Annotated in this window: 21 protein-coding genes; 10 read left to right on the top strand and 11 right to left on the bottom strand. The window is 69.3% G+C overall.

From position 1 onward, the window contains the following. Positions 1 to 144 precede the first annotated feature (144 nt). Complete coding sequence (locus tag J3A66_RS09375) at positions 145 to 831, top strand: hypothetical protein (protein ID WP_209568446.1); 687 nt, start codon at positions 145 to 147, stop codon at positions 829 to 831. Between the two features lie 5 nt (positions 832 to 836). Here J3A66_RS09375 and J3A66_RS09370 read toward each other — a convergent pair whose 3' ends face one another. Continuing rightward, complete coding sequence (locus tag J3A66_RS09370; RefSeq protein ID WP_209568444.1) at positions 837 to 1,469, bottom strand: TetR/AcrR family transcriptional regulator; 633 nt, start codon at positions 1,467 to 1,469, stop codon at positions 837 to 839. Positions 1,470 to 1,554: 85 nt separating this feature from the next. Between J3A66_RS09370 and J3A66_RS09365 the strand changes: the two genes are divergently transcribed. The 3 genes from J3A66_RS09365 to J3A66_RS09355 are packed head-to-tail and all read left to right on the top strand — an operon-like array spanning position 1,555 to position 5,721. Continuing rightward, positions 1,555 to 3,000: an efflux transporter outer membrane subunit gene (locus J3A66_RS09365; protein WP_209568442.1), complete on the top strand. Its 1,446-nt coding sequence runs from the start codon at positions 1,555 to 1,557 to the stop codon at positions 2,998 to 3,000. Continuing rightward, a complete protein-coding gene (locus tag J3A66_RS09360; protein ID WP_209568440.1) occupies positions 3,000 to 4,181 on the top strand; it encodes an HlyD family efflux transporter periplasmic adaptor subunit in 1,182 nt (393 codons plus the stop codon). The genes J3A66_RS09365 and J3A66_RS09360 overlap by 1 nt, the downstream gene beginning before the upstream one ends. Positions 4,182 to 4,191: 10 nt before the next feature. After that, positions 4,192 to 5,721 carry a DHA2 family efflux MFS transporter permease subunit gene (locus J3A66_RS09355; RefSeq protein ID WP_031438956.1) on the top strand — a complete coding sequence of 510 codons (1,530 nt, stop codon included), beginning with the start codon at positions 4,192 to 4,194 and terminating at the stop codon, positions 5,719 to 5,721. Positions 5,722 to 5,768: 47 nt separating this feature from the next. Here the strand turns inward: J3A66_RS09355 and J3A66_RS09350 are convergent, their stop codons facing one another. Beyond that, the gene (locus tag J3A66_RS09350) at positions 5,769 to 8,459 is read right to left on the bottom strand and encodes a TonB-dependent receptor (protein ID WP_209568438.1); all 2,691 of its coding nucleotides are present in this window, start codon (positions 8,457 to 8,459) and stop codon (positions 5,769 to 5,771) included. A 425-nt stretch (positions 8,460 to 8,884) separates the two neighbouring features. On the opposite strand from J3A66_RS09350, the gene J3A66_RS09345 reads away from it, so the two are divergent. Both J3A66_RS09345 and J3A66_RS09340 read left to right on the top strand, forming a co-directional pair. Next, positions 8,885 to 9,985 carry a serine hydrolase gene (locus tag J3A66_RS09345; protein WP_348634024.1) on the top strand — a complete coding sequence of 367 codons (1,101 nt, stop codon included), beginning with the start codon at positions 8,885 to 8,887 and terminating at the stop codon, positions 9,983 to 9,985. Between the two features lie 98 nt (positions 9,986 to 10,083). Continuing rightward, positions 10,084 to 12,519, top strand: a complete 2,436-nt coding sequence (locus J3A66_RS09340; RefSeq protein ID WP_209568437.1) for an EAL domain-containing protein — start codon at positions 10,084 to 10,086, stop codon at positions 12,517 to 12,519. A gap of 3 nt (positions 12,520 to 12,522) precedes the next feature. Here the strand turns inward: J3A66_RS09340 and glsA are convergent, their stop codons facing one another. From glsA to J3A66_RS09325, 3 genes are all read right to left on the bottom strand, one after another. Continuing rightward, positions 12,523 to 13,458: a glutaminase A gene (gene glsA, locus J3A66_RS09335; protein WP_209568435.1), complete on the bottom strand. Its 936-nt coding sequence runs from the start codon at positions 13,456 to 13,458 to the stop codon at positions 12,523 to 12,525. Positions 13,459 to 13,527: 69 nt separating this feature from the next. Next, positions 13,528 to 15,387, bottom strand: coding sequence for a hypothetical protein (locus J3A66_RS09330; protein ID WP_209568433.1), 1,860 nt, complete (start codon positions 15,385 to 15,387; stop codon positions 13,528 to 13,530). After that, the gene (locus J3A66_RS09325; protein ID WP_209568431.1) at positions 15,384 to 15,611 is read right to left on the bottom strand and encodes a hypothetical protein; all 228 of its coding nucleotides are present in this window, start codon (positions 15,609 to 15,611) and stop codon (positions 15,384 to 15,386) included. The genes J3A66_RS09330 and J3A66_RS09325 overlap by 4 nt, the downstream gene beginning before the upstream one ends. 115 nt (positions 15,612 to 15,726) lie before the next feature. On the opposite strand from J3A66_RS09325, the gene J3A66_RS09320 reads away from it, so the two are divergent. Beyond that, positions 15,727 to 16,179, top strand: a complete 453-nt coding sequence (locus tag J3A66_RS09320) for a hypothetical protein (protein ID WP_209568429.1) — start codon at positions 15,727 to 15,729, stop codon at positions 16,177 to 16,179. Positions 16,180 to 16,225: 46 nt separating this feature from the next. On the opposite strand, the gene J3A66_RS09315 is transcribed toward J3A66_RS09320, so the two are convergent. From J3A66_RS09315 to flgG, 5 genes are all read right to left on the bottom strand, one after another. Then, positions 16,226 to 16,531, bottom strand: a complete 306-nt coding sequence (locus tag J3A66_RS09315) for a hypothetical protein (protein ID WP_107045108.1) — start codon at positions 16,529 to 16,531, stop codon at positions 16,226 to 16,228. Positions 16,532 to 16,751: 220 nt separating this feature from the next. Further along, positions 16,752 to 17,630 carry a flagellin gene (locus tag J3A66_RS09310; protein ID WP_031395278.1) on the bottom strand — a complete coding sequence of 293 codons (879 nt, stop codon included), beginning with the start codon at positions 17,628 to 17,630 and terminating at the stop codon, positions 16,752 to 16,754. A gap of 157 nt (positions 17,631 to 17,787) precedes the next feature. Then, positions 17,788 to 18,519, bottom strand: a complete 732-nt coding sequence (gene flgH / locus J3A66_RS09305) for a flagellar basal body L-ring protein FlgH (RefSeq protein WP_209568427.1) — start codon at positions 18,517 to 18,519, stop codon at positions 17,788 to 17,790. An 11-nt stretch (positions 18,520 to 18,530) separates the two neighbouring features. After that, positions 18,531 to 18,989: a flagellar basal body P-ring formation chaperone FlgA gene (gene flgA / locus J3A66_RS09300; RefSeq protein WP_209568425.1), complete on the bottom strand. Its 459-nt coding sequence runs from the start codon at positions 18,987 to 18,989 to the stop codon at positions 18,531 to 18,533. Further along, positions 18,986 to 19,693 carry a flagellar basal-body rod protein FlgG gene (gene flgG / locus J3A66_RS09295; RefSeq protein ID WP_209570460.1) on the bottom strand — a complete coding sequence of 236 codons (708 nt, stop codon included), beginning with the start codon at positions 19,691 to 19,693 and terminating at the stop codon, positions 18,986 to 18,988. The genes flgA and flgG overlap by 4 nt, the downstream gene beginning before the upstream one ends. Here flgG and J3A66_RS09290 point away from each other — a divergent pair. The 3 genes from J3A66_RS09290 (at position 19,692) to J3A66_RS09280 (ending at position 23,723) form a co-directional block, all read left to right on the top strand. Continuing rightward, a complete protein-coding gene (locus tag J3A66_RS09290; RefSeq protein ID WP_209568423.1) occupies positions 19,692 to 21,710 on the top strand; it encodes a flagellar basal body rod C-terminal domain-containing protein in 2,019 nt (672 codons plus the stop codon). The genes flgG and J3A66_RS09290 overlap by 2 nt on opposite strands. Positions 21,711 to 21,721: 11 nt before the next feature. After that, positions 21,722 to 22,630 carry a flagellin gene (locus J3A66_RS09285; protein WP_107045111.1) on the top strand — a complete coding sequence of 303 codons (909 nt, stop codon included), beginning with the start codon at positions 21,722 to 21,724 and terminating at the stop codon, positions 22,628 to 22,630. 94 nt (positions 22,631 to 22,724) lie between these two features. Beyond that, positions 22,725 to 23,723, top strand: a complete 999-nt coding sequence (locus J3A66_RS09280; RefSeq protein ID WP_209568421.1) for an adenosine kinase — start codon at positions 22,725 to 22,727, stop codon at positions 23,721 to 23,723. Positions 23,724 to 23,899: 176 nt separating this feature from the next. Here J3A66_RS09280 and J3A66_RS09275 read toward each other — a convergent pair whose 3' ends face one another. Then, positions 23,900 to 25,435: an amino acid permease gene (locus J3A66_RS09275; protein WP_056408830.1), complete on the bottom strand. Its 1,536-nt coding sequence runs from the start codon at positions 25,433 to 25,435 to the stop codon at positions 23,900 to 23,902. Positions 25,436 to 25,508: the final 73 nt, after the last annotated feature.

Below are 25,508 nucleotides of genomic sequence, written 5' to 3'. Positions count from 1 at the left end.
TCACGAGACTTGCCATCGCACGATATGGCTTCCGGGTCGACCGGACTACGCCCAGCGGCCCTGACGATATCCCGGGGGCATCGACCCGCGATGCGCGTTGGTGCCGCATCGGGACTCACGCAGACCCGGAATAGCGGAGCGACCATGCGCACGATCGATTTCAGTTCCTGGCAGGCCACGTTGCTGACGCTGTTCGGGCTCGCGCTGGTAACCGCGATCGGCGTCGGTATCCGCCTCGTCACGATGATGACGATCCAGCAGCGCCGCGAGCGGATCAACCGGCAGATCAACGAACGGCTGCGTACGCTGATCGCGGCCTACAAGACCTTGGGCGGCTCGTTCACGGGCACGCTGACGGTCGACCCCGCGCATCGCCGCGACCTGCGTCGCCGGGGCGACGCGGTCCCTGCCGATGCCGCAGATGTCGCGATCGACACCGGATCGGACCGCGGCCGGCGGATCCGCGACGCGGTCGAGGCGGCGCTGTCGGACATCATCCTGCTCGGCACCGACGAGCAGGTCCGGCTGGCGGCGCAGGCCGCGGGCGAACTTGCGGCAGGCCGCCCGGTCCCGACGCACGCGCTGGTCGTGTCACTGCGCGATTTCGTGCGCGCCGCGCTTGATCTCGCGCCCGTCCCGACCGACCTCGTCCTGCCCGCGCAGGGCCCGACGCGGCCGGCCGCCGGCGGCGGACGCGGCAAGGGCGAGCGCGAGGGGGCCGCTGCAGGCCGGGGATCGGGCGGGGGCGGTGGCGGACACGGCGGCGGCGGCGGTGGTGGCGACACGGTTGCAGCGGGGGAGGACGCTCCGGCTCCCGGTACCCGCGCGTAACGCCGTTATGGCGCGACCTCTGCCCCATAAGCGCGCGTGAACAGATCGAGCGCGCGCGCCGCCTGCCGGCGCGCTTCCTCGGGACCGGGCATGCCGACGACCCCCCAGAGCCGCAGATTCTGTTGCGCCTGGGCGAGCAGCAGCAGGTGCATCGCCGCCTGCACCGGATCATCGGCGCGCAGGTCGCCGGCGTCCATCCGGCCGCGCAGATAGAGTGAAAGCTGCTCGATCACGATCTGCGGGCCGCGGGCATAGAAGATGCGACCGATCTCGGGAAACCGCCCGCCTTCGCCGACGATCAGCCGGTGCAGCCGCATGCTGTCGGGGTGCAGCAGCTTGGCCTGGAAGCGTTCGAGGAAGTCGAGCAGCGTCGTCGCACAGTCGCGCCCCGGGCGCAGCGCATCCTCGAGGCTCTGGCGGAAGTTCGACGTGACATCGTCGAGCACCGCGCTGAACAGATCCTCCTTGGAGGGGAAATAGGCCCAGAGCGTCCCCTTCGACCCGCCAAGCTGCACGGCGATCGTCGACATCGAGGTGGCGGCATAGCCATGGTCGAGAAACGCCTCGCGCGCGGTTGCCACGATCGTCTCGCGACGGGCTTCGCGGTTCAGATCGCGGCGGGTTTTCGGCTCGGACATAGTCGTACTATACGGTACGATTATTTATTGACAAGTCCACGACCCGGGACCATCTGCCGAGCGTACGCAGGAGTACGATGATTCAATGCGACTGATTCGATTCGCCGGCTGCACCGCAATCGCAGCCGGGCTTGCCGGCTGCGCGGTGCCCGATCTGGGGCCGCCGCCCGTCCTGGCATCCGCGGACACCTATGCATCGCGCAACAGCCTCGCGTCGAACGGCCCGGCGTCGCGCGATGCTGCGTGGCCGGCGGCGCAGTGGTGGCGGGGTTACGGCGATGCGCAGCTCGATACGCTGATCACCGAGGCGCTGGCGGGATCGCCCGACATCGCGATCGCGGCGGCCCGCGTGCGGACCGCGCGCGGCGCTGTGCAGCAGGCGGGCGCCGCCAACCAGCCACGGCTCGATGCCGAGGGCACGGTCGGGCTCAACAAGCAGAGCTACAATAACGGCATCCCCGCGGAATTCATCCCGAAGGGCTGGAACGACACGGGCCGGCTGGCACTCGACGCAGGTCTCGATCTCGACCTGTTCGGGCGCAACCGCGCGGCGCTGGTCGCGGCGACGTCGGAGGCCGAGGCGGCGCGGCTCGACGGCGAGCAGGCGGCGCTGACGCTCGCGACCGATATCGCCGCGCGCTATGCCGATCTCGCGCGGCTCTATGCCGAACAGGATGTGCTGCAGCGGGCGAATGCGGTGCGCAGCGCGAGTGAGCGGCTGGTGAACGAGCGTGTCGCGATCGGGCTCGATACGCAGGCCGAGCTCAAACAGGCGCGTTCCGCGGTGCCGGCGTCGCGGGTCGACCTGGCCAGCAACGCCGAACAGATTGCGCTCGCCAAGAACGCGATCGCCGCGCTGCTCGGGGCCGGGCCCGATCGCGCACTGACGATCACCCGGCCTGCGGTCCCCGTGCTCGCCACCGAACTGCCCGCCGACGCGGCGATCGGCCTGATCGGCCGGCGTCCCGACGTCGCCGCCGCGCGTGCCCGCGCCGAAGCGGCCGCGAGCCGGATCAAGGTCGCCCGCGCCGATTTCTACCCCAATCTCAGCCTGTCGGGGCTGATCGGGCTGCAATCGCTCGGCCTCGACAACCTGTTCAAGGGCGGATCGAGCATCGGCAATGTCGGCCCGGCGATCAGCCTGCCGATCTTTCGCGGCGGCGCGCTGCAGGGCCAGTACCGGCAGGCGCGCGGCCAGTATGACGAGGCGGTCGGCAGCTATGACCGAATCGTGATCAACGCGCTGCGCGAGGTCGCGGATGTCGTGACCAGCCGGCGCCAGGTCGCAGCACAGATGCGCGATGCGCGCGCGTCGCTGGTCGATGCCGAAGGCGCGTATCAGGTCGCGCAGCTGCGCTATCGCGGCGGCCTGTCGACCTTTCTCAACGTGCTGAGCGCCGAGGAAGCGGTGCTGACCGCGCGGCGTTCGGTCGCGGCGATCGATTCGCGCCGGTTCGCGCTCGACGTGCAGTTGGTGCGCGCGCTCGGCGGCGGCTTCCAACCCCTTATCCAGACCAGCGGGACACGATGATGGACACCCCATCCCACGACAGCGACCAGACTCCTGCCGAGGAGCCCAAGGCCGATCCCAAGGACAGCCCCAAGGTCGACACCGCCAACCCGGGCAAGCGCAAGCGGCTGCTGCTGATCTTCGCGGCCGTGCTGGTCGTGATCGCCATCCTGTATTTCGTCTATGACTCGCTCGTCTTGTCGAAGCGCGTGACGACCGACAATGCCTATGTCGCCGCCGAAACCGCGCAGGTCATGCCGCTGGTCAGCGGGCAGGTGATCGCGGTCACGGTGAGCAACACACAGACCGTCAAGCGCGGGCAGGTGTTGATGCGGCTTGACGATGCCGACCTGCAGATCGCGGTCGCGCAGGCCGAAGCCGATCTTGCAGGCGCCGAGCGCCGCTATGGCCAGACCGCGGCGACGGGCGATGCGCTCCAGGCGCAGGCCAATGCGCGCGGTGCCGATATCGGTGCCGCCCGCGCGCAGCTGCTGCTCGCGCAGGGCAATCTCGACCGCGCGCAGATCGATTATCAGCGTCGTCAGGCGCTGGTCGCGGCGGGCGCGGTATCGGGTGACGAGGTGACCGCGGCGACGAATGCGCTGCGCACCGCGCGTGCCAATGTCGCGATCGCGCAGGCGGGGATCGCGCAGGCGACCGCGACACGCGCCTCCGCACTCGAGGATCGCGCCGCCAACACCGCGCTGACCCGCGGCACCACGCGCGACAACGCCCCCGAGGTCCTCGCCGCGCGCGCCAAGCTGCGCCAGGCCCGGCTCGACCTGTCGCGCGCGGTCGTCCGTGCGCCGATCGACGGCGTGATCTCGCAGCGCAACGTCCAGATCGGCCAGCGGCTCGCGCCCGGCACCGCGGCGATGGTGATCGTGCCCGTCGACCAGCTCTATGTCGACGCGAACTACAAGGAGGGCCAGCTGCAGCATGTCCGCGTCGGCCAGCATGCGACGCTGATCTCCGACCTGCATGGCGACGACGTCGTCTATCACGGCCGCGTCGTCGGGCTTGCCGGCGGGACCGGCGCGTCGTCCGCGCTGATCCCCGCGCAGAACGCGACCGGCAACTGGATCAAGGTGGTCCAGCGTCTGCCGGTGCGCATCGCGCTCGACCCCAGGGAACTGCGCGATCATCCGTTGCGCGTCGGGCTGTCGATGGACGCCGAGATCGACATCTCGGGCGATCGCTAGGAGCGGATCGATGGCCGCCGACACGTCCGCGCCGGTGCTGACCGGCCCGCGCCTCATCCTTGCGGGCTTCGTGCTGGCGCTGACCAACTTCATGGTGGTGCTCGACACGACCATCGCCAACGTGTCGGTGCCGCATATCTCGGGCGGACTCGGCGTGTCGCCGACCCAGGGGACCTGGGTCGTCACCTCCTATTCGGTCGCCGAGGCGATCTGTGTGCCGCTGACCGGGTGGCTGGTCCGGCGGTTCGGGACGATCCGCGTCTTCATGGCGGCGATGATCGGCTTTGCGGTCTTCTCCGCGCTGTGCGGTCTCGCCTCGTCGCTCGGCGCGATGGTTGCGTTCCGGATCGGGCAGGGCTTTTGCGGCGGCCCGCTGATGCCGCTGACCCAGACGCTGCTGCTGACGATCTTCCCCCCGCAGAAGCGCGCGGCGGCGATGGGCGCCTGGGCGATGACGACGGTCACCGCGCCGATCCTCGGGCCGATCCTGGGCGGGACGATCAGCGACAACTGGTCTTGGCCGTGGATCTTCTACATCAACCTGCCGATCGCGATCTTCTGCATCGTCGGCGTGTTCACGCTGCTGCGTAAATCCGAGACCAAGACCGAGATCGTGCCGATCGACCGGTTCGGCCTGTTCTTGATGGTCGTGTGGATCGCGGCGCTGCAGATCATGCTCGATCTCGGGCGCGAGCATGACTGGTTGGGGTCGAGCTTCATCGTCGGCTGCGCGATCATCGCGGCGATCGGCTTCGTCACCTTCCTGATCTGGGAGCTGACCGCGGGCAATCCGATCGTCGACCTGCGCGTGTTCCGGCACCGCGGGTTCACGGTCGCGGTGACCGCGCTCGCCTTCAGCTTCGGGACGTTCTTCGCCTCGGTCGTGATCATCCCGCAATGGCTGCAGTCGACGATGGGCTATACCGCGAGCGATGCGGGCTATGTGACCGCGTTCAACGGCGTGCTTGCGGTGATCTTCTCGCCGATCGTCGCCAAGCTGAGCAACAAGGTCGATCCGCGCGCGCTGGTGTGTTTCGGGATCTTCTGGCTCGGGCTGACGTCGGTGCTGCGGACCTTCTGGTTCAGCGGTGCGGATTTCTGGATCCTGGCGGCGCCGCAGCTCGTCCAGGGGCTGGGGATGCCGTTCTTCTTCATCCCGCTGACGATCATCGCGCTGGGTGCGGTCGATCCGGAGGAGACCGCGTCGGCGGCGGGCGTGATGAGCTTCCTGCGGACGCTGGCGGCGGCGATCGGCACCTCGATCGGCAGCACCATGTGGCAGAACAACGCGCAGACGAACCGCGCCGAGCTGACCAACATCCTCAACAATGGCGATCAGGTGATCGCCAACGCGCAGCAGCACGGACTGAGCGCGGAACAGGGGCGCGGGCTGATCGAGCGGGTGGTCGAGCAGGAAAGCTTCGCACTGGCGACGAACCACCTGTTCGCCTTTGCCGCGCTGATCTTCTTCGTGTCCGCCGCGATCATCTGGCTGGCGCCGCGGCCCGCCCGGCCGGTGGACCCCGCCGCCGCGCACTGATCCGGTGGTGAGATGACGGGGGGCACCGCGGCGCCCCCCGCCCGGTCTCAGTATTTCACGCGGAGACGCGTATAGTAGAAGCCGCCGTTGAAGCCGAACGGCCCGCCGTTGCGCGGATAGACCTGGCCGTCCGACGTGCCGCCGGTGAGCGGATAGATCTGCACAGTCGAGGTCGGCTTGAGCCGGTCGGGATGCTCGTCGGTGAAGTTCTGCGCGCCGACCGCGACCGTGAAATGCTCGGCGAAGGTGTAGCTGAGCTCCAGATCGGTCACGAACTTGCCGCTGAACACCTGATTCGGCACGCCGTTGGTCTGGCCGTAATCCTGCGCGCTGGTGAACGAGCTGTAGTAATTTTCGCGCACGTTCAGGCTCAGATTGTCGAGCGTCCAGCCGGCGTTGAAGACGACGCGGTGCTTTGGCGCGAGATTCTCCGCGTCGATCAGCTGCGCGGTGCCGACCACCCGGGCATCGAACTCGGTAACCTTGGTGTCGTTGTAGTTATACGCCAGCGAGAAGTTCAGCTCCGCCTCGCTGAACCGCGTGCGGTAGGTGCCGACGACGTCGATGCCCTGGGTACGCGTCTTGAAGCCGTTGGTGAAATACTGGACCTGGCCGCCGACACCGACCGGCAGCAGCGCCGGCTGCGCGGCAAGGTCCGCCGCGGTGACGATGAACGGCGAGGTCAGGCCGATCCGGTTGCGCAGGTTGATCCGGTAGCCATCGACCGTGACCGTCATTCCGCGGACCGGTTCGAGGATGAAGCCCAGGCCGTAATTGGTCGACTTTTCCGGGGTCAGGTTGCTTGCGCCATAATATTGCGCGACCGCGGTGTTGGTCGGGTAGGTGCCCGCCTGGAACGCGACGCCGTTGTTGAACGAGGTCGTGACGATCGAGACGTTCGACTGGCCCGGCGACGGTGCGTGGAAGCCCGTGCCGAAGCTGCCGCGGACCGAGAAGGCGTCGGCGAACTTGTACAGCGCGTTCACCTTGCCGACCCAAGCATCGCCGAACGTGTTGTAATGTTCGTACCGGCCCGCCGCGCCGACCGTCAGCGCGTCGGTCAGATCGGTTTCGAGCCCGACATAGGCGGCATAGGCCTTCTGGCTGAACTTGCCTGCGGTGGCGGGGCTGGTGCCGGCATAGCCGCTCGCGCCGACGCCCTGCGCCGCGGTCGTGCCGGAGGCGACGTACACGCCCGGCGCGGTCTGGGTGAAGAGCTGTTGCGCGATCGCATAGGGGCCCGCGGCATAGGATTGCGTGTCGCCCGCGGTCTGTTCGTAGGTTTCCTTGCGGAACTCCCCGCCGGCCGAGATGGTCAGCGGCGCGGCGAGACCGAGGTCGGCGGCATAGGTGAAGTCGGCGTTGAAGTTGGTTTCCTTCTGGATCAGGTCGCCAAAGTCGAAGCTGGTCTGCGTCGCCGGGCCGTAGGAGAAATTGGCCGAGTCATACATCGACAGCGACAGCTTGTTGCGCGCCAGCGTGCCGGACAGGTCATAGCTGAAGGCGCCGGACGTGCCCTTGTAGCCGAGCACCCCGTACACTTCCTGCGTCTTGCCGACGAAGCGTGGCGTGAAGCCGGCGGGGTAGAGCGTGCCGAAGCGGAAGGTGTTGCCGTCGCGCACGAAGCCGCCGCTCGGGCAGGTCGCGTTGCCGGTCGGGCAGGGGGTGAGGAAGAAGGTGTTGTTGAACGCGCCGTTCGCGCCCTGATTGCGGACCACGCCGTTCGTGTCGACCGCGGTGCTCGACACCGAGGCGCGGTAGTTGAAGCTCTGATTGCCCTTGCTCTGCGCATAATTGGCAAAGACGTAGATCTTGCTGCTGTCGGTGACGTTGATCGCCGAGTTGTAGACCGACTTGAAGCCGTGCGAGGGCGAATTGCCCCAGATCTGCACGGGCAGCGGATAATTGGGGAGCTGGTTCGCGAGCGCCGGGAAGTTTTGCGCGAAATTGGCGGCCGACGGGCGGGTGCGGCCGCGGCTGGTCTGGCCTTCGTCGACATATTCGCCGGTGACGTTGATGAAGCCCCAGTCGCCCTTCACGCCCGCATTGCCCGCAATCTGATAGCTTTCGCCGTCGCCCGCATAATATTGGCCGGCACGACCGACCAGTTCGATCCCCTGATCCTCGCGCAGGCCATAGTTGAGCACGCCGGCGATGGCGTCGGAGCCATATTGCGCGGTCGCGCCCTCGCGCAGCACCTGCAGATTGCCGATCGCGAGCGACGGGATCGCCGAGATGTCGGGCCCCTGCGCGCCGCGACCGAGCCCGGTGTCGCTGCCGCCATAGACCTGGACCAGAGCGGAGCGGTTATAGCGCTTGCCGTTGATCATCACGAGCACCTGATCGCCCGACAGGCCGCGCAGCGACGGCGAGCGGACGAAGGTCGAGGCGTCCGAGATCGAATTCTGTCCGGCGTAGAAGGACGGCACGATATTCTTGAGTGCGTCGATCATGTTGGCGGCGGGCTGCGACGTCAGTTCGGCCGAACTGATCACGTCGACCGGCGACGGCGACGTGGCGAGCGTGCGATCGGTCCGGCGCGTGCCCAGCACGACGATGTCGTTCGACGGCTCGGGGGTCGCACTGGCGGCGTCGGGTACGCTTTCCTGCACGGCGCTGGCCGGTGCGGGTGCGGGCGTGGCGCCATCCTGCCCGCTGCCGGGCGTCGCTGCGAAGGCGGCGGACCCGGCAAGAAGTGCGGCCGCCAGTGCGACGGTCGAGGTCGTGTATCTGATCATCCTAAGCCCCCTTTGAAAAGTGGCTCTCAGGATCCTCCCCCATCATCGCCGTTCCAGACCGCCGATTCCCCTTGGCGCGCCTGCGGAAATTGCCCTGTCACACGCAAGGACGGCCGCCTGTCCGGCTTCGTCCTTGACCTGTCTTGGCAACAAACGGCCATAGCGGTCCCGTATTTGCAACCGAAAATACGCACGACTTTCATATGGACGTCATAATGTTGCAGAATTGACGCAATCGATTGTCCCGGTTCCAGCCAGACAAGGGGTGGCGGACGTGGTGGGCCGGGCAGCGCCACCGGGGCCAAAGCCGGGTCGCGGCGGATCGGCGGCGTGCGACCGGCGGAACCCGAAACGCGGCGGATGCGGCAGCTTTCGGGTTCCACGCAGCGCTCAGCGCGCTAAGCAGCGGACAAGGGGAACTTATCGTGTCAATTTCAGTGTCTCATCGCCTCGCCGGGATCCTTGCCGCGGTCACCAGCCTGGGTGCGTGCGTTCCCGCGGGGCGCCAGCCGATGCGTCCCGCACCGCCGCCGCTGACGGTGACGACCGTGGCGCCTGCGCCCCGGCCATCGGCGCCGACGCGGCCGTCGACCAGGCCCCAGCCCGCGGCGGATCTGCTCAACGCGGTCCAGGCGCTCGGCGCGAGCTTCAAGGGACAGGTCGGCATCACCGTGCGCGACATCGACGAGGGTTGGGTGGTGGCCTGGGACGGTGACACACGGCGTCCGCAGCAAAGCGTCAGCAAGCTGTGGGTGGCGATCGCGGTGATGGACGCCGTCGACCGCGGGCAGATTTCGCTGTCCGACCGCGTCACGCTGACGCGTGCCGACCTGACGCTGTTCCACCAGCCGATCCGCGCGCTGATCGGCGCGGACGGCTATACGACGACGATCGAAGAGCTGTTGCGCGGCGCGATGACGCGCAGCGACAATACCTGCAACGACGTGCTGCTGTGGCGCGTCGGCGGGCCCGCGGCGATCAACCGGATGCTCGACGCCAAGGGTGTCGAGGGCGTGACCTTCGGCCCGGGCGAACGGGTGCTGCAGGCGAAGACCGCGGGGCTCGAATGGCGGCCCGAATGGGCGGGGGGCTGGGGCTTTCTCCAGGCGCGCGCGGCGATGACCTACGAGGCGCGGGCGAAGGCGCTGAACCGCTATCTCGCGGCGCCCTACGACGGTGCGTCGGCCAATGGCGTGACGCTCGGCCTGTCGCTGCTCGCGCAGGGCAAGCTGTTGAGCGCGCGTTCGACCGCGTCGCTGCTGACGCTGATGCGGTCGAGCAAGACCGGGCCGCTGCGACTCAAGTCGGGGCTGCGGCCGGGCTGGTCGCTGGCGCACAAGACCGGCACCGGGCAGGACCTGGGCAGCCTGTCGACCGGCTATAACGATATCGGGCTGCTCGTCGCGCCGAACGGCCATCGCTATGCGGTCGCGGTGATGATCGCCAGCACGCGCGAGCCGATTCCGGTGCGGATGCGGTTGATGGGCGACGTGACCCGGGCCGTGGTCGCCTCGGCGGGCAATTGATCGTGCCGGCCGCGCAAGGGGCCCTATCAAGCCGTTTCGGTTATAACTTTCTTTAATAAATTCATGCGATTGGGAGTGACTTCCTGAGAGCAAAGATCGTGGTCCCCCTTTTCAATCTTCATTTCGAGCATTCGGGGTCGCTGGTCGCCGTCGCTATTGGAATCTGCCTTACCGCGAGCTGGTCGGTGGCGATGCTCGCGATCGATCTCGACCGGACCGCGGCAGAGCCCGGCGAACCGCTCGGCTGGCGGCATGCCGCGCTCGCACTCGCCGCGGGGCTCGGCGTCTGGGCGACGCATTTCATCGCGATCCTCGCCTATCGTCCCGACCTTCTGCTCCGCTACGACGTGCCGATCACGATCCTGTCCGCGCTGGTCGGCATCGCGCTGGTCGGCGTGCCGCTGGTCGCGGTCACCCGCCTGCGCCGCCGCGTCGCGCGGATCGCCGCGGCGACGATCGCGGGCGCGGGCATCTGGTGCATGCATGCGGTCGGGCTGACGGGCATGACCGATTGCGTCCACGTGTTTTCCTGGCCGACGAACATCACCGGGCTGGTGCTCGGGACGGTGCTGATGGCGACGTGGCAGCTCCACCGCGGCTGGGCGCGGTCGCGCACCGCCGCCTGCATGCTGTTCGCGCTCGCGATCTGCACGACGCATTTCGTCGCGCTGTCGGGCGATATCGTCGTCGGCAGCATCGGCGACGTCCGCGGCAGCCTGTTGTCGCCGGGCCTCGTCGCCGCCTGCATGGCGTTTGGCGTGTCGGTCACCTGCCTCGCCAGCCTGCTGACCTTCGAACGGTTCAGGACGACGCGCGAGGAAGAGGGGCACACGCTGAGAGCGGTGCTCGAAAGCATGTCGGACGGGCTGGTGTTCATCGACGGCAATGCCCGGCTGCAGCATTTCAACCACCGATTCCTCGAGATGTACGCGATCCCGGACGGGGCGATCGCGCCGGGCATGACGATCACCGCCTGTATCGACATCGTCGCGCGTCATCGCGGCTGGCGGCCCGAGCGGCGCGCCGAGATCCGCGCGGCGATGCAGCAATGGATCCGGACCGACGCGACGTTCGACCGCGAGTGGGCGATGGACGATGGCTGCGTCTATCGGATGCAGTGCCGTCCGATGCAGTCCAAGGGCGTGGTGCTGACCTTCAACGACGTCAGCGCTGAGCGGCAGGCGCTGCGCAACCTGACGCATCTGGCCTATCACGACCCGCTGACCGGGCTGGGGAACCGCCGGTCGCTGCGCGAGCAGAAGGAGGCGAGGATCCGGATCGGCACGCCCTTCTCGCTGCTGATGATCGACCTCGACGATTTCAAGCGGATCAACGATGCGTTCGGTCATGCGGTCGGCGACCAGTTGCTGGTCCATGTCGCGGCCGAGCTGACGCGGCTGCTGCCCGCGGACAGTTTCATCGCACGGATGGGCGGCGACGAGCTCGCGATCCTCGCCAGCGAGACGGGTGAGGCGGCGGCGGCGCTCGCCGATTCGATCGTCGCGCAATTGAGCGGCGCGGTCGTCATCAACGGCTGCCGGCTGCTGCCGAGCTGCAGCATCGGCATTTCCCAGTTTTCGGGTGCCTGTTCCGCCGACGACCTGATGAAGCGCGCAGACATGGCATTGTACGAGGCCAAGCGGCTCGGACGGCGGCGCGCGCAGGCCTATCTGCCGGGGCTCGCCGAACGGCTCGCCGAACGTCAGGGGATCGTCGACGACCTGCACGAGGCGGTCCAGACGGGCGGCTTCGCGCTCGCCTTCCAGCCGGTCGTCGACCTGCTGACCGGGGGCACGACGGGCTATGAGGCGCTGATCCGCTGGAACCACCCGGTGCGCGGCTGGATCCCGCCGGGCGTCTTCATCCCGATCGCCGAGCAATGCGGGCTGGTCGAGGATATCGGCCGCTGGGTGATGATGGAGGCGTGCCGCCACCTCGCGGGCTGGTCGCCGCATCTCAACGTCGCGATCAACATCTCCGCCGCGCAGCTGAAGTCGGAAGGGCTGCTGCACAGCCTGACCCAGGCGATCCTGATCCACGGCGTCGCACCCGAGCGGGTCGAGATCGAGATCACCGAGACCGCGCTGATCGACGATGCGGGCCGGACAGCAGTAATGCTCGACCGGATCCGCAAGCTCGGCATCAAGGTGTCGCTCGACGATTTCGGCACCGGGCAATCGTCGCTCGCGCATCTGCGCGACTTCCGTTTCGACCGGATCAAGATCGACCGCAGCTTCGTCGCCGAGGCGGCGAATGATCCGCGCTGCATGGCGGTGCTGCGCGCGACCGTCGCGATCGGCAAGGAACTGGGCGTGCTGACGCATGCCGAGGGGGTCGAGACGCGCGAACAGCTCGACGTCCTGCACGATATCGGCTGCGACGTGGCGCAGGGCTATCTGCTCGGCCGCCCGGTCGTCCCGTTCACCGATGCGACGGCGGACTTCGCCGAGCTGCCGGGGGACACGATCATCGGCGCACCCGGCGATACCGACCCGCAATCCTCGGGGGTGACGGTTACCCGGCTCGCCGCCTGAGCGTCAGACCAGCGGCGGACCGAACACCGACCAGCCGGTCCGGTGCGCGATCATCTCGAGCGCGCGAATGCCGAGGATGCTGTTGCCGTGCTGGTCGAGATTGGGCGACCAGACCGCGATCGCCGCACGGTCGGGCACGATCGCGAGAATGCCGCCGCCGACGCCGCTCTTGGCGGGCAGGCCGACCCGCACCGCGAAATCCCCCGACCCGTCATAATGGCCGCAGGTGATCATCAGGCCGAGCACCGTACGGTGGCGTTTGGCCACCGCGTCGGCCTCAGGATCATCGGGCGTCCGCCGCGTCGCCGCGAGATACGCGCCTGCTTTTGCAAGGCCACGGCAATCCAGCGCGATCGCGCAATTGCGGACATAGGCGGCCATCACCGCATCGGGATCGGCATGGAGATTGCCGTGATGCCGCATGAAGCTCATCATCGCGCGGTTCAGGTCGCCGCCCTCCTGCTCGGACGCCATCACGTCCTCGTCGAACGTGACGGCATCGGACCCGGTCTCGCGGCCGATCAGCCTGGCGACCGCCGGGTCGTCGCCGTCCTCGGGCCGGTGTTCGACCAGGATATCGACGACCGCCAGCGCGCCTGCGTTGATGAACGGGTTGCGCGGCACACCCTTGGTCCGTTCCAGATCGACGATCGAGTTGAACGGGTCGCCCGACGGCTCTTTCCCGACGCGCGCAAAGACGTCGTCGCCGATCGCCGCGAGCGCGAGGTCGAGCGCGAACAGCTTCGAAATGCTCTGGATCGGGAATGCCGTCGTCGCCGCACCTGCGGTCAGCAGCGTGCCCGACGTCAGCGCGACCGCGATGCCGATCGGCCCGGGTGCGGCCTCCTCCTTGCGGTCCGCCGATGCCTCGATCCGCGCGGCGTCGGTGGTGATCTCGGCGGCGATCTCGGTGATGATCTGCGCGATCGTGCTGGGCATGCGGCTCTCCTGGTGAACAGGTTGAACTCGCAGGCGGCGCGCATGATCCGTGGGCAGGGGCGCGGCGCCCTAGTCCAGTCGCGTCGACGTCCGCGCCGCCTGTCCCGCGGTCAGCAGGTCGCCGATCGCGCCTGCAGGTCCCGCCGCGGACAGCGCGGTCATCGCGGAATCGAGCCGCGCCGGGTCGAAGGCTCCGACCGGCGCGGTCAGCATCGCGAACACCGGCGCGGTGGGCAGCGCAGCGAAGGCGCGGGCATAACGCCGGTTGAGTCGCGCCAGCGCGGCTTCCTGTCCCAGCATCGCATGGGCGATCGCCTGGCGCAGGACGATCGCCTGGCCCTCCGCGGACAGGCCGCCGCGCGCTCCGGGGGCAGGCAGCAGCGCGGTGCCGCTGGCGGCTAAGCCCGACCAGTCGCGTGCGTGCCAGTCGAATTCGGCGCGGATCGGCGTCGCGTCGCGGATGTCGGCGAGCGTCGCCACCGCTTCGGCGTGGCGGCCGAGCAGTTCGAGCGCGACGGCCTGGAGGCGACGGCGCTCGTCCTGGATTGCGTCGGGATAAGGAATCATCGCCGTCTCGCGCAGCACGCGGACCGCAGCGTCAGGCGCCCCCGCCAGGATCCGCAGCGTCGCGACGCGGATCGACAAGGGGCCCTGTTCGACGTCGCGCTGCGTGGTGCCGAGCCGGCGTTCGAGCAGTTCGGCGGCGCGGCGATAGAGCCCGGCCTGTTGCAGCCGGTCGGCGAGCATCCACACTACGCGGTCGCCTTCCGCCCCCGTCGGCATCAGGTCGCGGTAATCCCAGAGCAGACCGGCGGCGGTGCCGAGCGGCATGGTCGATTGCGGCGCCACCAGTGCGACGAGATGCGCCTGGACGGTCGCCGACAGCGGGGCGGCGTCGGCGCCGACATTGCCATAGCGCAGCAGCGCGGCGGCGGCCGCCATCAATGCGGGTTCGTCGCCGCGGCGGGTGGCGAGGCTCATCGCCAGCGTCAGCCCGCGGCGCTCGACCATGCCCCCCCGCCAGCGGAACAGCAGCGCCGCCAGACGCCGCGCCGCGGCCGGCGGGGCGAGCGTGCGCGCGGCCAGATCGGTCTCGATCGTGCCGAGCGTGGCTGCGGCGCGCTGTTCGGGATCGCCGGTGCGTATGGCCAGATCGAACCAGCGACGGCTCGTCGCGGCGGCGCCGAGCGCACGGTCCGCCTCGCCGTGCAACAGCGCGGCCGCCGCGTCGGTCGCCGGGATGCGATCGAGCCAGTCGCGCGCCGGGCCGGGCCTCCCTGCGTCGATCGCCGCGCGCGCGGCAGCGAGGATGAAGGGGCGGCGCGCCTTGGCGCCACGCGCGTTCAGCGCAGGCATCGCACAGCCGAGCACGCCCAGCGCCGGCGCCGCACGACCCGCCTCCGCCAGGATCCGCATCCGCCACAGACAGGTCTCGGGATCGGTCGCGAGCGCAGGGTCGTCGAGCGCCGCGATCGCCGGATCGGTCCGCCCGAGCAGTCCGAGTGCGACGCCGCGCGCGCGCCGCCACGCGGCGACCTTTGCAAGCCCGGTATCGTCGGCCGCCATCACGTCGAGCACGCCGAGCGCCTCGCCGGCGCGGTCGCGCGCGATCAGGGCGACCGCATAGCGCCAGCGTGTCGCCTGCCGCGTCGCGGGCGTGGCGGTCGCAAGCGCCGCCCAGGCCGCCTGCTCGCTCATCGCGGTCCAGGCGGTGCGCGCCGGCGGCAGCGGCTGCGCGGCGAGCTCGGCGGCAAAGGGTACAGGCGCCGGGCGGGCGGGGGCGGGTGGCGACGGTTGCGCGGGCGTCGGCGTGCCCGGGTGGGGCGTGCTCGGGTGCGGCGCGCTCGGATGCGACGGTTCGGCAGCGCGCGCGGGATGCGGTCCGGCCAGCCCCGCGCCGATCGCCAGCGCGATGGCGAGGCGGATCATGCGAAGGCCAAGGTCACCGCGACCGCGGCGGCGGCGGCGGCGCCAAGGAACAGCAGCGCGAACAGGATCGTCGCGACCCTGTTGCCTGCAGCGGCATGATGACCATCGCCCGGTCCGGCCGCGGGCATCGGCGCGATCGCCGTTGCATCGCCGCGCCGGCGGGCGTCCGTCTCGGCACCGTTCGCGACGATCCTGACGCGCGCGGGTTTCTGATCGTGGCTCACTTGCGCTCCATCCCTCCGCTATCCTCCTATTATAGAGGCAAAGACCTGCGGATCGTCGGCATCGGCCGGCATTCGGGGCGACGTCCCGACGAAACCACAAACCGGAGCCCGAGCGATGCGCACCCGCCCTTCACCCAAGCAGATCGCGCTGCTGATCGCGGCGCTGCTGACCGCGCCGGTCATGGCGCCGGGCGCGGCGGCGTCCGAAGGGGGCGGGGCGGAAGGAGGCGGGGCGGAAGGTGAACCCGTACGGCCGTCGCCGCTGTTCGTGATGCTCGATCCGCTCGACGTGCCGATCGTCGAGGGCGATCGCGCGGACGGACGGCTGAAGGTCAAGCTCGTGCTCCAGGCTGCGGACGTCGCAGGCGCGGGGGCGATCGAGACGCGTCGGCCCGAACTGCGCGAGGCGGCGCTGGTCGCGTCGATCGAATTCGCGCGGTTGCATGCCTCCGCGTCGACGCCGGTCGATGCACGACGACTGGCGCAGGACGTCTCCATGGCACTGCGCCGGGTCGATCCGACGATCGCGGCGGTGTTGCTGGTCGAGGTGGCGGCGCGCCGCGCCTGATCGCGCTGGCGTCCGCGCGCCGCGCCGAACCCCGGCCCGGCGTATCTCAGGCGTTGGCGTTCAGGCCGTGCCGCGTCGCGCGGGGGCGGGTCGGCAGCGGGGTGACGTCGGCCACGCGCTCGGGCCTGCCGGCGCGACGGCAGGCGAAGTCTTCGATCCGCGCCCCGGTGATCCGCGGCGACAGCAGCAGCAGCGCGATGCAGTCGGCGATGTCGGGATCATGCTCGCTGCCGATCGTCTCGACGACGTCGTCGAGCGTCATGCCCGGCGCGGTCAGCGCACAGGCCGCCGCGGCGGACCACAGCGCATGCGGGTCGGTGACCGAGAGCGACAGCGAAACGCGGTAGTCCATGACCTCATCCTCTCCGGCCGTTCGCGGCTCGTTCGCCCGCCGGTTCGCTCGACCCTAGTCGAACCGGGCCGCACGGCTATTAAGGGATTACCCGTATCCAGGCGCGCCGCCGCCTGAAAACAGGCATGAAAAAACCGGGATGGCCGATCGGCCACCCCGGTTTCCACGACCCCCCGCCGATGTGCTTGGGGGACTTGGCGGGATCGTGTCTCGTACCGGCTTACCGGAACAGCGAGGTGATCGTCTGCGGTGCCTGGTTGGCGATCGACAGCGCCTGAACGCCAAGCTGCTGCTTGACCTGCAGCGCCTGGAGCTTTGCCGATTCCTTGGCCAGATCCGCGTCGACGAGCTTGCCGACGCCGCTTTCGATCGCGTCCGACAGCTTGCTGGTGAACGTCATCTGTGCGTCGATCTTGCGCGACCCCGAGCCGAGATCGCTCAGCTTGGTGTTGAGCGAGCTGCCCAGCGTGTCCAGGGTATCGACCATCGCCTTGGCCTTGGCAGCCGTGTCGATTTCCGAATCCTGGCCGAGCACGCCGGTACCCACGCCCGCGGACGCGGTTTCCGTCGCCGGCAGGTCGATTTCCTGGTTGGCGATGGAGAGCGTATCGGGATCGTAGGTGTCGGTGCCGGTTGCCTTGTTGGTCAGCGACTGCAACGCACTCACGGTGCCGCCGCCGGTCTTGAGCAGGTTCGTACCGTTGAACTCGGACGAATCGACGATCGTGCTGATCTGGTCGCGAAGGGCGGTGAAGTCCTTGTTGTACGCAGCGCGGCTCTCGTCGCTGATGCCATCGTCCGACGCCTGCTTGGCAAGCGTCTTCATCTGGTTGACGACGTCCGAGATCTGCTCTGCGCCTGCGACCGCAACGTCGGCCACGCTCTTCGCCCGGCTGAGCGAGGAGTTGACCGCCTTGAGGCCACCCAGATCGCCGCGAAGGCCCTGGGCGATGGTGAAGGCTGCCGAATCGTCCTTGGTCGATGCGACGTTCAGGCCGCTGTTGATGCGGCTCTGGACGACGGACAGACCCTTGCTGGTCTCGTTGAGGGCCTGGAGGGCCGCCATCGCGCCAACATTGGTGTTAACGGACATTCCCATGATATTCTTCCTTCTGGAATAGTCGGTCGCTTCTGCGTCCTTGAGCCGTACGGCGGCTCGCCGACGGAGCGGTCAGATCCGACCCGCTCCTTATTCTGGGAAGAAATCCGGATAGTTGGTCGCGCTGCGCGGATTATTTGCAGCGCGGGCGCGCGCCTCAGAACGGAAACAGCGCGTCGTAGATCTGCTGGCCCCAGCGCGCCTGCTGCGCCTGCGTCAGCTGGCCGCGGCCGCCATAGCTGATCCGCGCCTCGGCGATCTGCGTGTGGCGGATGCTGTTGTCGCGGCTGATGTCCTGCGGGCGGACCATGCCGGTCACGATCAGCTCGCGCAGCTCGTAATTGACGCGGATCTCCTGGCGGCCGCGGATCATCAGATTGCCGTTGGGCAGCACGTCGGTGACGATCGCCGACATCGTCATGCTGATCGTCTCGGAGCGGCTGATATTGCCCGATCCGTTGAATTGCGACTTCGAATTGCCGGCGATCAGCGGGTCGGGCGTCGCGACGCCGAGCCCGAGTGCTGCGGTCAGCCCCGCATTCTCCGACCCGCCGCGCGTGCGTGCGGTCGTGTTGCCGACCTCGGCGCGATCCTGAACGTTGATCCGTACGGTCAGGATGTCGCCCTTGCGCGCGGCGCGCTGGTCGCCGAGGAACGCACCCGCGCCCGCGCGGAACAGCGATGCGTCGGGGGGCGCCAGCGCCATTGGCGGCGCGGCCGGGCGACGGCTCGGCTGGCCGAGCGAATCCTCGGTCAGCGGGGTGTCGACCGCGGTCATCTCGCTGAGTTTCGGCGCCTTGCCGATCGTCTTGAGCTGGCCGACCGTGCCGCAGCCCGACAGCGCGGTCGCGCCGGCGAGGATCAGGAACAATGTCGCGGGTCTGGTCATCGAAACTCTCCTCATTGCGCGGCGACGCGGACGCTGCCCGCGCCCGTGACGACGCCGTCGACGCTGTGGTTGGTGGACAGCGCGACGACGCGGACGACATCGCCCATGCCGCCCGCCGCCAGCGCCCGTGCCGCGGTGGTGATCGCAAACCCGCGACCCTGCACGGACAGCGTCACCGCCTCGCCGCGGCGCACCAGCCGGGGCGCGACGAGATCGCCGGCGCGGACCATCGTGCCGGCGGGCAGCGCGCGCACCGCTTCGCGTCCGCTCGCGGCGTCCGCCGCCAGCACGCCGCGCGCGGCGACCGCGGCGCGCGGCTGCAGCTCGAAATCGGTCGCGCTCAGAATGTCGCCGCGCGCGATCGCGCGGGTGAGCACCGCGACGGGCGTCTTGGCGGGATCCGCCGCCTGCGCCGGAAGCGCGATCCCCGATGCGAGGACGAGCGCGACGGCGATTGCCAGGCGGCTCACCGGAGCTGGCTCGAGGTCGCGAGCATCTCGTCCGCGGTCTTCACCACGCGGCTGTTCATCTCATAGGCGCGCTGCGCGGTGATCAGCGCGGTGATCTCGGACACCGGGTTGACGTTCGACGCCTCGACAAAGCCCTGCAGCGTGTCGCCAAAGCCCGGCTGGCCCGGCGCGGCGCCGGTCGGTTGCCCCGACGAAGCGGTTTCGAGGAAGAGGTTGCCGCCCTGCGCCTCGAGCCCCGCCTCGTTGACGAAGGTCGCGAGCTGGATCTGGCCGACGGTCTGCAGCGCGGGATCGTTGGCGAGCTTGACCTGGACCTCGCCGGTCTTCGAGATCGCGACGTCGACCGCCTCGGGCGGGATGACGATCGCGGGCTCGACGCGGAAGCCGTCCGCGGTGACCAGCTCGCCCTGTTCGGACAGCTGGAACGATCCGTCGCGGGTGAAGCCGATCTGCCCCGAGGGCAACGTCACCTGGAAATAGCCGCGTCCCTGGATCGCGATGTCATAGCGGTTGCCGGTCTGGTTCGGCGCACCCTGTTCGGTGATGCGGTAGACGCCGCCGGTCTTCACGCCCGCGCCGATCTGGATCCCGGTCGGCACCTTGGCCTGGCCGTCGCCGCCCGCCGCCGACCCGGGGCGCGTCTCCTGCTGATAGAGCAGGTCCTGGAACGCCGCGCGCTGGCGCTTGAACCCGGTGGTGTTCATGTTGGCGAACGTCAACACGCCGGGCTATGCGCGCGAGACGGTCGCGTTGCAGACGGGGGTCACTGCGGGCCGCGTCAACGGCGTGGTGGTCGGCGAACCCGGCCGCGTCGCGGACAAGTTCCTCGAAGCGACCGTCTATGGCCGCAGCGGCGATGCGGGCCGTGCGGAGGTCGAGGCGGGCTATCTCGACCGGTTGCAGTCGCTGCTCGGGGCGACCGGGTCCGAATCCGCGCTGCCCGCCCGGCTCGACGCGATCGCCGCGACCGCGACCGCGATGGCCGGCGCCAATGGCGGGTCCGCGGTCACCGCGCCCTTTGTCGGCATGGTCGAGGACGCGATCGGATCGATGCGCCAGCTCGGTCGCGACGTCGACGTGCTGCGCGGCGATATCGAGGGCGAGGTCGGCGACACGGTCGAGCGGGTCAACGCGCTGCTGCGCACGGTCGACACGCTCAACGATTCGATCTCGCGGCTGCAGGGGCTGGGGCGCAGCGCGTCGGGCCCCGCGGACCGCCGTACGACCGCGCTCGAGGAGCTCAGCGCGCTGATCGGCATCACCGCGCGCGAACAGCCGAGCGGGCGGGTGACGATCGATACCGCCTCGGGCGTCCCGCTGCTCGACCAGCGGCTGCGCCAGCTTTCCTATCCCGCCAGCGGAGTCGGCAGCGCGCAGCCGGTCTATCCGACGATCGACGTGCGGTTCGCCGAGGCGGACGGCACGCTCGGCGCGGCGACCGGGACGACGCTCGACACGCCGGCGATGGGCGGGCGGCTCGGTGGTCTGCTCGACCTGCGCGACCGGCAGTTGCCGGCGTTCTCGGCGCGGGTCGAGACGCTGTTCGCGGGGCTCGCCCGGACGATCAACACCGCGTCCAACACCGGCTCGGCGGTCCCGCCGCCGGCGATACTCACCGGCCGCGCGACCGCGCTGACCGGTGGTGACCGGCTGGGGTTCACCGGCGCGGCGCTGATCGCGGTGACGCGGTCCGACGGCACGATGGTCGCCGGCACCACGCTCGACTTCGACGCGCTCGGCGCGGCCGCGACGGTCGACGATGCGATCGCGGCGATCAATACCGGCCTGGGCGGTGCGGCGACCGCGTCGTTCGCCAACGGCACGCTCACCATCGCCGCGAGCGGCCCAGGCACCGGCGTCGCGGTGGCGCAGGACACGGCGCGGCCGAGCGCGCGCGCCGGCATCGGCCTGTCGCACTATTTCGGGCTGAACGACATCGTCCGCAGCGACACGAGCATGCTCGTGCCCTCGGGGTTCACCACCGCCGATCCGCATCGCTTCGCCGCCGGCGAGGCGGTCGATTTCGCCTTGCGCGATTCGTCGGGCCGGCTGGTCGCGCGCTACGCGCTGACGGGGGCGACGGGGCCGACCTATGGCGACCTGATCGACGAGCTCAACGCCAGCCATCTCGGCGGCTATGGCCAGTTCGCGCTCGACGATGCCGGGCGCCTGCGGTTTTCCGCCACCCGCGCCGAATCGGGGGCAATGCTCTCGGTCCTGTCCGACACGACCGACCGCGGCGGCACCGGACGCGGTTTTGCGGCGATCACCGGGCTGGGCGCGGCGGGGGCGGGGCTCGACAGCGCCGGCGTCCGCCGCGACGTGCTCGCCGACCCGACCCGCCTGCCGCTCGCCCGGCTCCAGCCCGTCGCGGTGGGGACGAAGGCGCTCGGGCCGAGCGACCGGCGCGGCGCGACCGCGCTGGTCGATGCGCTGGCGAGCGCGGTCGATCTCGGCGATGCGGGGACGATGACGATCGCGCGCTTCTCCGCGGTCGTGCTGGGCGATGCGGGATCCGCCGCATCGCGCGCCACCGATCGCGCGGACCAGATGGGCGCACGCCGCGACGACGCGATCAACCGCCGCGACAGCGTCTCGGGCGTCAATATCGACGAGGAGCTCGGCCAGATGGTCGTGCTCCAGAACAGCTACGCCGCCGCCGCGCGCGTCATGACCACCGCGAGCGAGATGTACGACACGCTTCTCGGCATGATCAGATAGGACCAGCATCGATGACCCGCATCGCCACCATCCCGCTCCAGCGGACGCTGACCGACGCGGTCCAGAAGGCGCAGCAGCGGCTCGCGCAGACGCAGCTGCAGCTCAATTCGGGCAAGAAGGCGAAGGACCTCGCCGATCTCGGCAGCGCCGCGGTCCGCACTTTGTCGGCGCGCAGTGCGCTGTCGATGCAGGCGGCGCAGAGTGCGGCGACGACCCGGCTCGGCACGACCTTGTCGCTGTACGAGGCCAATATCACCGCGATCGACACGATCGCCGGCGATCTCCGGACACAGCTGATGACCGCGGTCGGCACCGGCGCGACGCCCGCGCTCGGCAGCGCGATCGAAAGCGCCTTCAGCCAGTTCCGCTCCGCGCTCAACGCGACCGACGGCAGCGAGCCGCTGTTCGCCGGTGCGCAGGGCGACGCGATCCCGTTCAAGCCCGCGACGCTCGCCGAGACCGCGGGCACGACGACGCAGGCTGCATTCGGCAATGACGACGTCCGCGCCTCAGCGTCGATCGGCGGCGGCGCGACGCTGACCTACGGCGTCACCGCGAGCGAGCTCGGCGACGGCGTGCTCGCCGCGTTCCGGACGCTGGCCGAGGCCGGGCCGATCGGCGCCAGCCCCAGCGCAGGCCAGGCCGCGGCGCTCAAGACCGCGATCGCGCAGCTCGACGCCGCCTTGCCGCAGGTCCGCGGCCTCAACGCCGCCAACGGCCTCCGCCAGGCGCAGATCGAGACGCTCGGCGCGCGCGCGGCCGACCGTGCCGCGCTGCTCGAGAAGATCGTCTCGGACAATGAGGATGCGGATTACGGCCAGATCTCGATGGACCTGATGCAGCGCAAGACGATGCTCGAGGCGAGCTATTCGGTGTTCGGCAAGGTCGCCGGGCTCAGCCTCGTCGCTTATCTGCGCTGACGTCCACGGTCCGGGCACCCGGCGCCGCAGCGGTTGCGCCTGCCGCCTGCGCGAATTACGGCGAGCTTTTCCCGTTCGGTCCGGAGACCTCCCCTTGAGCACGCCTACCTATGACGTCGTCGCGATCGGCAATGCCATCGTCGACATTCTGAGCACCGCCGACGACGCCTTCATCGCCGAGATCGGTGTCGCCAAGGGCTCGATGCAGCTGATGTTCTCGTCGGAAGAAGCCGATGCGCTCTACGCCAAGATGGGGCCGGGCATGGAAATCTCGGGCGGGTCGGCCGCCAACACCGTCGCCGGCGTCGCTGCGCTCGGCGGCAAGTGCGGTTTCATCGGCCAGGTCGCCGACGACCAGCTCGGCCAGGTCTTCGCGCATGACGTCCGCAGCATCGGCATCGAGTTCGCGACCCCGGTCCGCGCCGGCGACCCGACCACCGGCCGCTGCCTGATCTTCGTGACGCCCGATGGCCAGCGGACGATGAACACCTTCCTCGGCGCAGGCCAGTATCTGCCCGCCGCGGCGATCGACACCGCGATGATCGCCGACAGCGCGATCCTGTATCTCGAGGGCTATCTCTGGGATCCCGAAGAGCCGCGCGCCGCGATGCGCGCCGCGATCGATTGCGCACGCGGTGCGGGGCGCAAGGTCGCCTTCACGCTCAGCGACGTGTTCTGCATCTCGCGCCACGGCGGCGATTTCCGCCAGCTGCTGTCGGACGGCCTGATCGACATCTTGTTCGCCAATGAGAGCGAACTCGCGGCGCTTGCCGAGACCGAGGATTTCGACGCGGCAGTCGCGAAGATCTCGGCGCAGGTCCCGACCCTGGTCGTCACCCGCGGCGAGCATGGCGCCTGCGCGATCCAGAACGGCACGCGCGCCGAAGTGAAGGCCGAGCCGATCGCCAAGGTCGTCGACACGACCGGCGCGGGCGACCTGTTCGCGGCGGGCTTCCTCCACGGCCAGGCGCAGGGCCACGACCTCCACGCCTCGCTCAAGCTCGGCGCGGTCTGCGCAGCCGAGATCATCAGCCATGTCGGCGCCCGCCCGATGGTCGACCTCAAGGCACTCGCCGCCAAGCATATCGGCTGACGAACCGAACCGTCATTCCCGCGCAGGCGGGAACCCATACTGGCCGGCCGCGCGATAGACCCGCAACCGCTGGAGGATATGGATCCCCGGCTTCGCGGGGATGACGCCTTTGGAACTAGGCACAAAAAAAGGGCCGCGGGAGTTTCCTCCCGCGGCCCTTTTTGCTGCGTTCCGTCTCAGTGGCTGCCCGGGGGCGCCATGTCGATCGGCTCGCCGCCATCGGCCATGCCGCGCCCGAGATAGCTCTTGCGGTAGCCATAGAGGAAATAGATCACGAGGCCGACCGCGCCCCAGATCGGCAGCACCGCCATCGCCTCATAGGGAAGCGAGAAGTACAGCCCGATGCAGCCGACGATCGTCAGCGGCGCGACGATCCAGGCCGCCGGCGTGCGGAACGGACGGTGCCGGTTCGGCTCGCGCTTGCGCAGGATCAGCAGCGCGATCGCGACCATCATGAACGCGTAGAGCGTGCCCGCATTGGCGATGTCCGCGAGCTGCCCGACCGGCAGGAACGCGGCGGCGAACGCGACGAACACGCCGGTGATCGCGGTGACGATGTGCGGCGTCTTCCACTTCGGATGCACGCGGCTCAGCACTTCGGGCAGCAGGCCGTCGCGGCTCATCACGAAGAAGATGCGCGTCTGGCCGAACATCAGGATCAGGATCACCGACGGCAGCGCGAGACCGGCGGCATAGCCCATCCAGTTGCCGACATTGGCATAGCCGACCTGACGCAGGACATGCGCCAGCGCCTCGTTCGAGCAGACCAGCGCCTGCGCGTTGGCGGGGATCAGACAGGCGCGGGCGAGCTCGGCCGACCCGGTGGTGAACGGCACGCCATCGGCGCCGAACAGCGGCTGCCCGCCGATCGTGCCGATCGCGCCCGCTGCGACCAGCATGTAGAACACGGTGCAGATGCCGAGCGAGGCGATCAGCCCGATCGGCACGTTGCGCTGCGGATCCTTGGTCTCCTCGGCCGCGGTCGAGACCGCGTCGAAGCCGACATAGGCGAAGAAGATCGTCGCCGCCGCGCCGACCACGCCCAGCCCGTTGCTGCCGAGGATGCCGGTGGGGAGGAACGGCTCGAAATTGCTGCCATGCGTCTTGGGCAGCGTCAGCGCTACGAACGCGGTCAGCGCGACGACCTTGATCGTCACCAGCACCGCATTGACGCGCGCGCTCTCGGTCGTGCCGATCATCAGCAGCCAGGTGATCAGCAGCGAGATGACGACCGCGGGCAGGTTGATGAACCCGCCCGGCATGTACGGCCCGTGCGACAGCCAGGTCGGGAGTGTTATCCCGAACGTCTCGTGCAATATCGAGCCCGCGAAATAGCCGGACCAGCCGACCGATACGGCGCTCGCGGCCACCGCATATTCGAGGATCAGCGCCCATCCGACCGTCCAGGCGAGCAGCTCGCCCATGACCGAATAGGTGTAGGTGTAGGCGGAGCCCGCGACCGGGGCCATCGCCGCGATCTCGGCATAGCAGAGCGCGGCGACGACGCAGACCGCGCCGGCGACGACGAAGCTCAGGATCATGCCCGGCCCGGCCTTCTGCGCGGCGGCGGAGGTCAGCACGAAGATACCCGTGCCGATCACGCAACCGATGCCGAGCATGGTTAGCTGGAACGCGCCCAGCGATCGGTGGAGCGATTTCTTCTCCGCCGTCGCCAGAATGGCGTCCAGTGACTTAACGCGACCAAAAATCAATTCGGTTCCCCCCGGGGGTTGTGAGGGCCGGTTCACTGGCCCCCTTGCTCAAGCCGGGAAGCCTAATGGCAAT

Source organism: Sphingomonas sp. PvP018, from assembly GCF_017876865.1.
In the GTDB taxonomy this organism is placed as follows: Bacteria; Pseudomonadota; Alphaproteobacteria; order Sphingomonadales; family Sphingomonadaceae; genus Sphingomonas; species Sphingomonas aerolata.
Note: the sequence above shows the minus strand (reverse complement) of the source record. Positions and strands in the feature narration are given on the sequence as shown.

Bases quoted from the DNA above. Each gene is read 5' to 3' on its own strand.
- J3A66_RS09375 (WP_209568446.1), top strand. From the start codon at position 145: ATGCGCACGATCGATTTCAGTTCCTGGCAGGCCACGTTGCTGACGCTG.
- J3A66_RS09370 (WP_209568444.1), bottom strand. From the start codon at position 1,469: ATGTCCGAGCCGAAAACCCGCCGCGATCTGAACCGCGAAGCCCGTCGC.
- J3A66_RS09365 (WP_209568442.1), top strand. From the start codon at position 1,555: ATGCGACTGATTCGATTCGCCGGCTGCACCGCAATCGCAGCCGGGCTT.
- J3A66_RS09360 (WP_209568440.1), top strand. From the start codon at position 3,000: ATGGACACCCCATCCCACGACAGCGACCAGACTCCTGCCGAGGAGCCC.
- J3A66_RS09355 (WP_031438956.1), top strand. From the start codon at position 4,192: ATGGCCGCCGACACGTCCGCGCCGGTGCTGACCGGCCCGCGCCTCATC.
- J3A66_RS09350 (WP_209568438.1), bottom strand. From the start codon at position 8,459: ATGATCAGATACACGACCTCGACCGTCGCACTGGCGGCCGCACTTCTT.
- glsA (WP_209568435.1), bottom strand. From the start codon at position 13,458: ATGCCCAGCACGATCGCGCAGATCATCACCGAGATCGCCGCCGAGATC.
- J3A66_RS09330 (WP_209568433.1), bottom strand. From the start codon at position 15,387: ATGATCCGCCTCGCCATCGCGCTGGCGATCGGCGCGGGGCTGGCCGGA.
- J3A66_RS09320 (WP_209568429.1), top strand. From the start codon at position 15,727: ATGCGCACCCGCCCTTCACCCAAGCAGATCGCGCTGCTGATCGCGGCG.
- J3A66_RS09315 (WP_107045108.1), bottom strand. From the start codon at position 16,531: ATGGACTACCGCGTTTCGCTGTCGCTCTCGGTCACCGACCCGCATGCG.
- J3A66_RS09310 (WP_031395278.1), bottom strand. From the start codon at position 17,630: ATGGGAATGTCCGTTAACACCAATGTTGGCGCGATGGCGGCCCTCCAG.
- flgH (WP_209568427.1), bottom strand. From the start codon at position 18,519: ATGACCAGACCCGCGACATTGTTCCTGATCCTCGCCGGCGCGACCGCG.
- J3A66_RS09290 (WP_209568423.1), top strand. From the start codon at position 19,692: ATGTTGGCGAACGTCAACACGCCGGGCTATGCGCGCGAGACGGTCGCG.
- flgG (WP_209570460.1), bottom strand. From the start codon at position 19,693: ATGAACACCACCGGGTTCAAGCGCCAGCGCGCGGCGTTCCAGGACCTG.
- J3A66_RS09285 (WP_107045111.1), top strand. From the start codon at position 21,722: ATGACCCGCATCGCCACCATCCCGCTCCAGCGGACGCTGACCGACGCG.